The sequence below is a fragment of the Dorea hominis genome, from assembly GCF_014287705.1.
GTDB lineage: Bacteria > Bacillota > Clostridia > Lachnospirales > Lachnospiraceae > Dorea_D > Dorea_D hominis.
This window is the reverse complement of the sequence record NZ_JACOOY010000030.1, coordinates 1-6,882: the sequence shown is the minus strand read 5'-3', so window position 1 is coordinate 6,882 and position 6,882 is coordinate 1. Positions and strand designations below refer to the sequence as shown.

The window sequence follows — 6,882 nt, the reverse complement described above, 5'->3', positions numbered from 1 at the left end:
TGACCGCTAATCTTATCAATAGGTTTTTGCACCTTTTTCTCTCAAGTATAAGGGAGTGCCTTTTTGGTGTCAATACCTACACCTCACTCCCTCTCGCCTTGACCGCTAATCTTATCAATGAGTTTTTTTTACCTTTTTCTCTCAAGTATAAGGGAGTGCCTTTTTGATGTCAATATCTACACCTCACTCCCTCTCGCCTTGACCGCTAATCTTATCAATACATTTTTGCACCTTTTTCTTCGTACCGACAAACTGCAATTTATCTTAGAAATTACAGCGATGTTATTTTGATAAACTTTCAAGAATTGAAATATCATGCTTATCTTTATCTCTTAATTCATAACCTGAATGGAAAACTTTTTGGCCTTTTAAAGATATACAAGGAATTGTTTTGCCTTCAAAAAAAACACTACCAAAGTAATCTTTTTCAAACTCATACCATCCACCCTCTAAATCAGCTTGTTTTGAAGTTCCGTCCTCATTTAAAACGAACGGGTGAATGTCTAAGTAACCAAGTTCATCACTATATAACTCTATTCTAACCGGTTTCCAGTCTGTATCAATTTTATAGCCCAGATTCAAAAGCACATTTAACAATTTTTCCGTATGTTGAGCATCAAAATTTATATCTATATCTCTATGAATTCTTGTTTGTTTACCAGCTAAAATATCTACACCCCATCCGCCATCCAACCAGTATGTAATTCCAGTATTTTCGAATAATTCTATTACTTTCATTAAATCTTCTTTTGTTGTTATTTCTTTTCTACCCATACAAAGTCTCCTTTACAACTTCTATATAATTGTTTAGTTAAGTCAATATCAATATCTAATTGCCAAGGCTCAAAATCAAAAATCATGGTCATCACACTCCTTTTTAAAATTCTAATTTATCGATTTCTTTTTACTTACTAATCATACCATACAACAGCATAAGAAACACTAAAATATTGCAGACCATACCGCCCCAAAACAGGTACAACTTCAAGCCCTCATATCTAAAAAAACTGTTCTTACTTTCCTCAAGCTCCCGGATCTTCTGCTTCATCACGCTCGTAAGTGTATCAGACTGCTTCTCAAGAAGCTTTGTAGCCCTCTGTATAGCCTCTATATTCGCCTGTAACGCCTTTCTAACCTCTTGGACGGTGTTTTCCTTAACCTCATCTTTCAGGCTCCCAATCTCGCCCGATATAGCGTCTTGAAGCAATTCGTTGCTGTTCTTCAGCAGCTCTACGCTCTGCTTCAGCTCGCTGATGAGCTTCCTGTTCTGCTCTGCGTCTCTCTGCCTGTTCTGCTCTGCCCTCACTTGTTCTTGATTTGACTGCTTCATCAATTCCTCGCAGTTCTCGCTCGACATCGCCAACGCTTCTTTGAGCAGACTGTTTTCCAGCTCTGTCCGGCTCTGTCGGTTTAACTCTTGAAGCTGCTCTCTTGGACTGCTCTGCTTCTGCTGTTCGTGCATTTCTCTCAAACTCATGCTCCATACTCTCCTTTCCAAAATCCATATTGTAGTATTTTTCCAGCTTGTTATCCCTGATTTTACAAGCCTTTTCTCCTGCCTGTTCCCTGGCTAAGTCGGTATATGTGATGTACTTGTGGCTGTCCTGCCAGTCCACCCCGTACCCTCTTTCATTCATCAGCCGGATAAAGGTTTCCCGGCTGGTCGCTGTTTCCTTACAATCCAGCACCGCAAGGGCAATATCCTGCACATAGCTTTTGACCTTTCCCTGCTCTGCCTGTTTCAAAAGCTGGTAGGTGTCTTTGCTCCATGCCACCGTTTCTTCCCGGACTTCTCCAGCAAATGTCTTTCCTTTCTCCGGCACATGCAAGCCCTGTTCCCAGCTCTGCTCGTTGCACCGTTCCTTTAAGTCTTTAAGGTCGTGCTTACTCCATTGGAGCTTATGACCGTTCTCATAATTTACGGAATTGACAATAAAGTGCGTGTGTATATGCCCCTTGTCTATATGCGTGGCTATCAGAACTTCATGCCCTTTCCATGCCTTTGTATGCTCTGCCAGCTCGACAGCGTTCTTGTGAGCCTGCTCCGGGGTTATTTCCTCGTCCTCATGGTAGGATTGCACATAATGCTTATAGGTTCTTCCGTCCGTCTTGCCCCACAGCTCCTTTGTGGCTTGCATTTCCTCCTTGACCGTCTCCGGCTCACAATGCAGACCGCTGACAAGCTTCTCCTCTGTCTTTTCTTTTTTCGTCACATAATCTATTGCGTGCCCTATGCCCGCCTTTGAAGATACCGCCTTAATGACTGCCATACTTTGTTCAGCTCCTCTCCATGCTTCCGCACTTCCGCTTCACTCGGCAACATTCCCCCCTCATTACACCGCTTTGCTATTTGGTTGAGGTTGTTCCCTATCCGTTTCAGTTCCGGGATAAGTTCTTTGATACCGTCCGTATTCACGATCTGCTTCTCCAGCACACAGGAAAGGATATACTCCTGCTGGTTCTTTCCACTCTCTAAAATCTTCTCCTGCAACTGCCGGTATTCTTCTTCACTTACTCGGAATGATAACTGCTTTGGTCTTGTCTTGTTCATACCCTTACCACTCCATATCCATGACATCAAGCAAGTCAAAGAAACGCTCCAGCGTCTTATTTTCCTTTTCTGCCGGGTTCTGTTTTACATATTTATCAATTACTTTCATCAGCTCCTGCACCTCGTATCTGTACTCAAACTGAATTTTATCCATTTCTTTTTTCATGCCTTTGACCTCTCTTTCTTCGGTGCTACCACCGTCACACTATGAGCCTTTCGGCTCTCTGAAAAGGGGGATTGAAGGGGGGCTTGCCACCCTCACAAGTTCTAAAGTGGTAACACTTTAGGGAACTTGCAATATATCCGCTACACATAATATAGCATGTGGCTAGCCACTTGTCAAGCGGATATATTCGTGCGTGGATTTCGCCAGAAATACAGTGGAGCTTACTTCCTCTTGGGTGACTTTGGGAATGGAAAAATGAGATAGTCAAGGGCTTGTTTTTTTCTATGCTTCCATGAGCTTCCGCTTGCGGATCAGCGAATGGCAGCATAGAAAAAAATTGTCGCAGACAACCCTTTACTTTCTCATTTTGGAATGGACAATCGAACCCATGAGGGAGTAACGGAACGGACGGACTAGCATTTTCCCCTCGGACATTGTAGCCAACAAAAAAGAGTATCAAGGGTAAACTGCACAGTCTTGCGACTGCCCTTGACACTCTTTTTCTTATGGCTCTTGGGTAATTAAGGGGAAATGCCTTAGAGGGCTTCGCCCACGCTCCACCACTTGTATACTGTCGGCTTGCTCAATCCAGTATCACGAATACAGTCAACTTTCTTTCCGTCTGGGTGGCTCTTTCGCCATTCTTCGACAATCTTCTGCTTGTCTGGTCTGCCGTCTTTGTTTCTCCATGCTCCGTCTGGGTGTTCAATCTCTCGAATAGCATTCATAATTTTGATATGTTGCTCTTGCTTTCTTCCGTTCCGCTTGTTCGGCGGTACGGATATACCGCTGACACGCTCCACCTCGGCTCTGCTGTATGTGACATAATTTTCTTGGTACATATTCATTGCGTCCAGTACATCACGCTTGGTAAAGTGGTTGTGTTCATCATCACTGATATTGTCAAACATCGGTAACAGCTCCAGAGCGTCCGTCAATACCTCATCTTCTGGTATATCGCATTTGATACCATAGGATGCAAGCACAGACAGACACCAGTATCTATGCCCCACTGACACCGCTCCGCTCTGTATCGTTCTTAGCCACCAGTCATACAAATCTCTCTTGATATGCCATCTGCCCTTTTTCTCGCCCCTAACAATCCTCTTTTCATACCATTCTGGGTACTTCTTCTTGGCTTCGGCAAGGCTCAAATCGGATTTATACTTGAAATCTGTCACAGCCTTGCTATCGTCCATAAGAAAGTCATTCAGATACTCTACTGTGACACGCTCCCCAGTTTCAAAAGCTGTCACTGGATACCGCTTTCCAAGTTTCGACTGGGTGCCAACCATACGGAAGCCTTGAAAGATACCTTGGTACTGCACTTGCTCACGCTCTGTATAGGTGCTTGTGTACCTGTTCCATATCTTTCTGATTAGCTCATACTTGAACTCCCTTAACTGGTCTTGCAGATGTCTGTATAGCGGTACTGGCTTCTCAAAGAGATAATACAAATGCAGTCCATGACCGCTATTCACACAGTAGGTACATTGTGGCAGAAAATCGTGCTTCATCTGGTGGAACACATCTCTTAACTGCTCCATTTCCACTCCGTCAAGGTCTACAGCTATCCCATATAGCCACCTTGCGTTTTTGGCTGTCCTGTTACGTCCAGAATACCCGACTGGGGACATGATAGCAAACTCTGCCCCCTTGACCTCATCAACCATGTTCAGCTCATCAAAGACGATATAGTTCCTCGCCTTTTCCCCCTCTATCACAGTGAGAACTCCATTGCACTTCTCATCTTCTGGGTGTCCCTCTCTCTCAAAACTGCCCTCTGGAAAGACTGCTCTGTAAAAATCCCTCGGTTTCACTTCCTCGTAGAACTGCCCCAACCATTCATTTTTCATCTTGAACAACTGCTTATCAGTCGGCTTTCTTGCCATGAATAAACACCTCTTTTCTGGCATATACTTATACTATATCCGCTACCCTATGACTGTTAGCCCTAAAGGGCTATAGGGGGCTTATATTATCAATGAAGTTTTTTTACCTTTTTTATTAAAATATAACACCCCATTTCTGGGGTGTCAATTTAGTAGTATCCTCTCGACCTCATACACCCTTTTACATACCACCTTATCAGCACATAAACGATATGTACCAGTATCAGCAGTAAAAGAAGATTGATAGGGATTACCGCCCTTATAGGCTCTGCAAAGTACACCGATACTGCAAGGCTTATGAGGAATACGGCAAGGCTCATGGTGTCCGCATAGTCCTCTGTGTAGAACTCAAACACCTTGCTTGCTCCAAGGAAGATAAGAAAGCCCACACCGATAGCAATACCGCCCACAAAGACGATTAAAAGAAGATAATGCACTATGGTATAATGGGCGACGCTACCACCCCTATACAGGTACAGAAAGGGGGTGTGCCACCATGAGTATATTTTCGTCTTTCTTACTCTCTGTCTTGGCAAGTGTAGTCGCCTACTACATCTGCAAATGGCTGGACGGAGATAAATAGGCGGTAGCCAGCCTAAGGCATAAGCCACCTTGCCACAACGGAATAGAAAAGCCCCGGAGGTCGCAACTCCGGGGCTTTTTGCGTGCCACAATGAGCACTTTCGTCTTTCTTGCCTATTGGCATTATAGCATATGCCTTTCGGCATTTCAAGTATGCCCTACTTCCACCACTTATAAACCGTATGCTTTGCAAGTCCTGTCTCTCGAATGCAGTCCGCTTTCTTTCCTGCCGGGTGGCTCTCCTGCCATTCTCTGACTGTCCGCTCTGCTGTTGGTCTGCCCTCTTTTACTACTTCGCCTATAACTTTCATATCCTCTTTTTTTCGCCTTGCAAGATATAAATGAGCCTCTTGTTTTCTGTAATTTCGCTTATTTGCTGGTATCGTAACCTTTGTGTTGTCCTCTATCCATTCCCGGCTTGCTATCGTTGACAACCTTTTTCTGTCCCCTTTCAATGCCCGGAGAGCGTCTTTCACATCTGCCCGGCTGAAATGGTTGTCCTCGTCCTCGGTAAGGCTCTCTAAATGGTCCAAGAACGCATAGGCGTCTCTCCGTATCTTCTGCTCGGATATGCCACACTTCAAGCCATAAGAGCACAACGCCATAATAGAAAAGTAACGCCCTCCGGCTTTCACTTCCTCGGTTATTTTCCGTTTCCACCACTCATATAAAGCTTCGTTACATACCCACGTACCGCCCTGCTTCTTACTTTTCTGCTTCGGCTCTCCCTGCACGATCCGCTTCTCATACCATTCCGGGTACAGCTCCTTTGCTTCTTCCAGCGTAACGGTACTTTTTCTTCTCGGCTTCTCGTACAACGGAGCAAGGTCTACCTTACAGCTCGGTATGCTGGCTTTTATGTCCTCCAGCGTGTAACGGTTCTCTGACAGCTTATAGGCTTTTACTGGGAAATCTGCACCCAGCTTCGACTGACTCCCCACACACCGGAAACCTTGATAAATTCCGGTTATATCCGGGCTGTCCGGACGGATAGAGCTGGTATCATTCCATAGCCGCCGGATAAAGGCTTCTTTCAGCTCCGCAAGCACTTCTTCCCGGTTTCGATACAACTGAACCGGCTCCTGCAAGAAATAGTAAAGATGTACCCCCTTGCCGGAGCTGACAAGATAAGTCGGACGAAGCTGCACACCATTCCCAAACTGCTTCAACAGGTTCTTTAACTGCTGTTTGCCTACATAATCCACATCCACCACCACCGCAAACAGCTCATGAGCGTTCTCTTTCGTGTGTGACTTTCCGTAAAAACTAATAGGCGGTATCAGCCCAAACCTATCTCCTATGACCTTATCCAGCATTTTCAGACTATCATCAATTACCCACTGCCGGGTTCTTCCTTTGCCGGACGGTCTAATCTGTGTCGCTATAATATTACCTTTTCCGTCCCCCGGCTCTTGCTGCAGACTACCAGTCGGAAACAACTCTCGATAGAAATCATGAGGACTTACTTCCGGGTATCCCCTCTCCAGCATAAGAGCTTCTTTCTCCCGATAAGCAGACTTCCACTCATACCCTCTTTTATCTCTCCTTTTGGTGTATTTTGCCATAGTCTTTTACACCTCACTCCCTCTCGCCTTGACCGCTAATCTTATCAATAGGTTTTTGCACCTTTTTCTCTCAAGTATAAGGGAGTGCCTTTTTGGTGTCAATACCTACACCTCACTCCCTCTCGC

The 6,882-nt window shown here is 44.9% G+C and carries 7 protein-coding genes; all 7 read right to left on the bottom strand.

Features of this window, described 5'->3' with window-relative positions:
- Positions 1 to 282: 282 nt before the first annotated feature.
- Positions 283 to 774, bottom strand: coding sequence for a nucleotidyltransferase domain-containing protein (locus H8S07_RS14155; RefSeq protein WP_009263190.1), 492 nt, complete (start codon positions 772 to 774; stop codon positions 283 to 285).
- A gap of 386 nt (positions 775 to 1,160) precedes the next feature.
- Positions 1,161 to 2,270 (bottom strand): relaxase/mobilization nuclease domain-containing protein, encoded by a 1,110-nt coding sequence (locus H8S07_RS14150; protein WP_055166537.1) that lies wholly within the window; start codon positions 2,268 to 2,270, stop codon positions 1,161 to 1,163.
- The gene (locus H8S07_RS14145; RefSeq protein ID WP_021638906.1) at positions 2,231 to 2,551 is read right to left on the bottom strand and encodes a MobC family plasmid mobilization relaxosome protein; all 321 of its coding nucleotides are present in this window, start codon (positions 2,549 to 2,551) and stop codon (positions 2,231 to 2,233) included. The genes H8S07_RS14150 and H8S07_RS14145 overlap by 40 nt, the downstream gene beginning before the upstream one ends.
- 4 nt (positions 2,552 to 2,555) lie before the next feature.
- The gene (locus H8S07_RS14140) at positions 2,556 to 2,717 is read right to left on the bottom strand and encodes a hypothetical protein (RefSeq protein WP_004614779.1); all 162 of its coding nucleotides are present in this window, start codon (positions 2,715 to 2,717) and stop codon (positions 2,556 to 2,558) included.
- Between the two features lie 536 nt (positions 2,718 to 3,253).
- Positions 3,254 to 4,609, bottom strand: a complete 1,356-nt coding sequence (locus tag H8S07_RS14135) for a hypothetical protein (protein ID WP_186856266.1) — start codon at positions 4,607 to 4,609, stop codon at positions 3,254 to 3,256.
- 149 nt (positions 4,610 to 4,758) lie between these two features.
- Positions 4,759 to 5,145, bottom strand: coding sequence for a DUF6040 family protein (locus H8S07_RS14130; RefSeq protein ID WP_186856265.1), 387 nt, complete (start codon positions 5,143 to 5,145; stop codon positions 4,759 to 4,761).
- Between the two features lie 204 nt (positions 5,146 to 5,349).
- Positions 5,350 to 6,756, bottom strand: coding sequence for a DNA primase small subunit (locus tag H8S07_RS14125; protein WP_021638909.1), 1,407 nt, complete (start codon positions 6,754 to 6,756; stop codon positions 5,350 to 5,352).
- Between the last annotated feature and the right edge of the window lie 126 nt (positions 6,757 to 6,882).

What these genes read in the sequence shown, in the direction of transcription:
- H8S07_RS14150 (WP_055166537.1), bottom strand. Translation starts at nt 2,270, where the DNA reads ATGGCAGTCATTAAGGCGGTATCTTCAAAGGCGGGCATAGGGCACGCA.
- H8S07_RS14140 (WP_004614779.1), bottom strand. Translation starts at nt 2,717, where the DNA reads ATGAAAAAAGAAATGGATAAAATTCAGTTTGAGTACAGATACGAGGTG.
- H8S07_RS14155 (WP_009263190.1), bottom strand. Translation starts at nt 774, where the DNA reads ATGGGTAGAAAAGAAATAACAACAAAAGAAGATTTAATGAAAGTAATA.
- H8S07_RS14125 (WP_021638909.1), bottom strand. Translation starts at nt 6,756, where the DNA reads ATGGCAAAATACACCAAAAGGAGAGATAAAAGAGGGTATGAGTGGAAG.
- H8S07_RS14145 (WP_021638906.1), bottom strand. Translation starts at nt 2,551, where the DNA reads ATGAACAAGACAAGACCAAAGCAGTTATCATTCCGAGTAAGTGAAGAA.
- H8S07_RS14135 (WP_186856266.1), bottom strand. Translation starts at nt 4,609, where the DNA reads ATGGCAAGAAAGCCGACTGATAAGCAGTTGTTCAAGATGAAAAATGAA.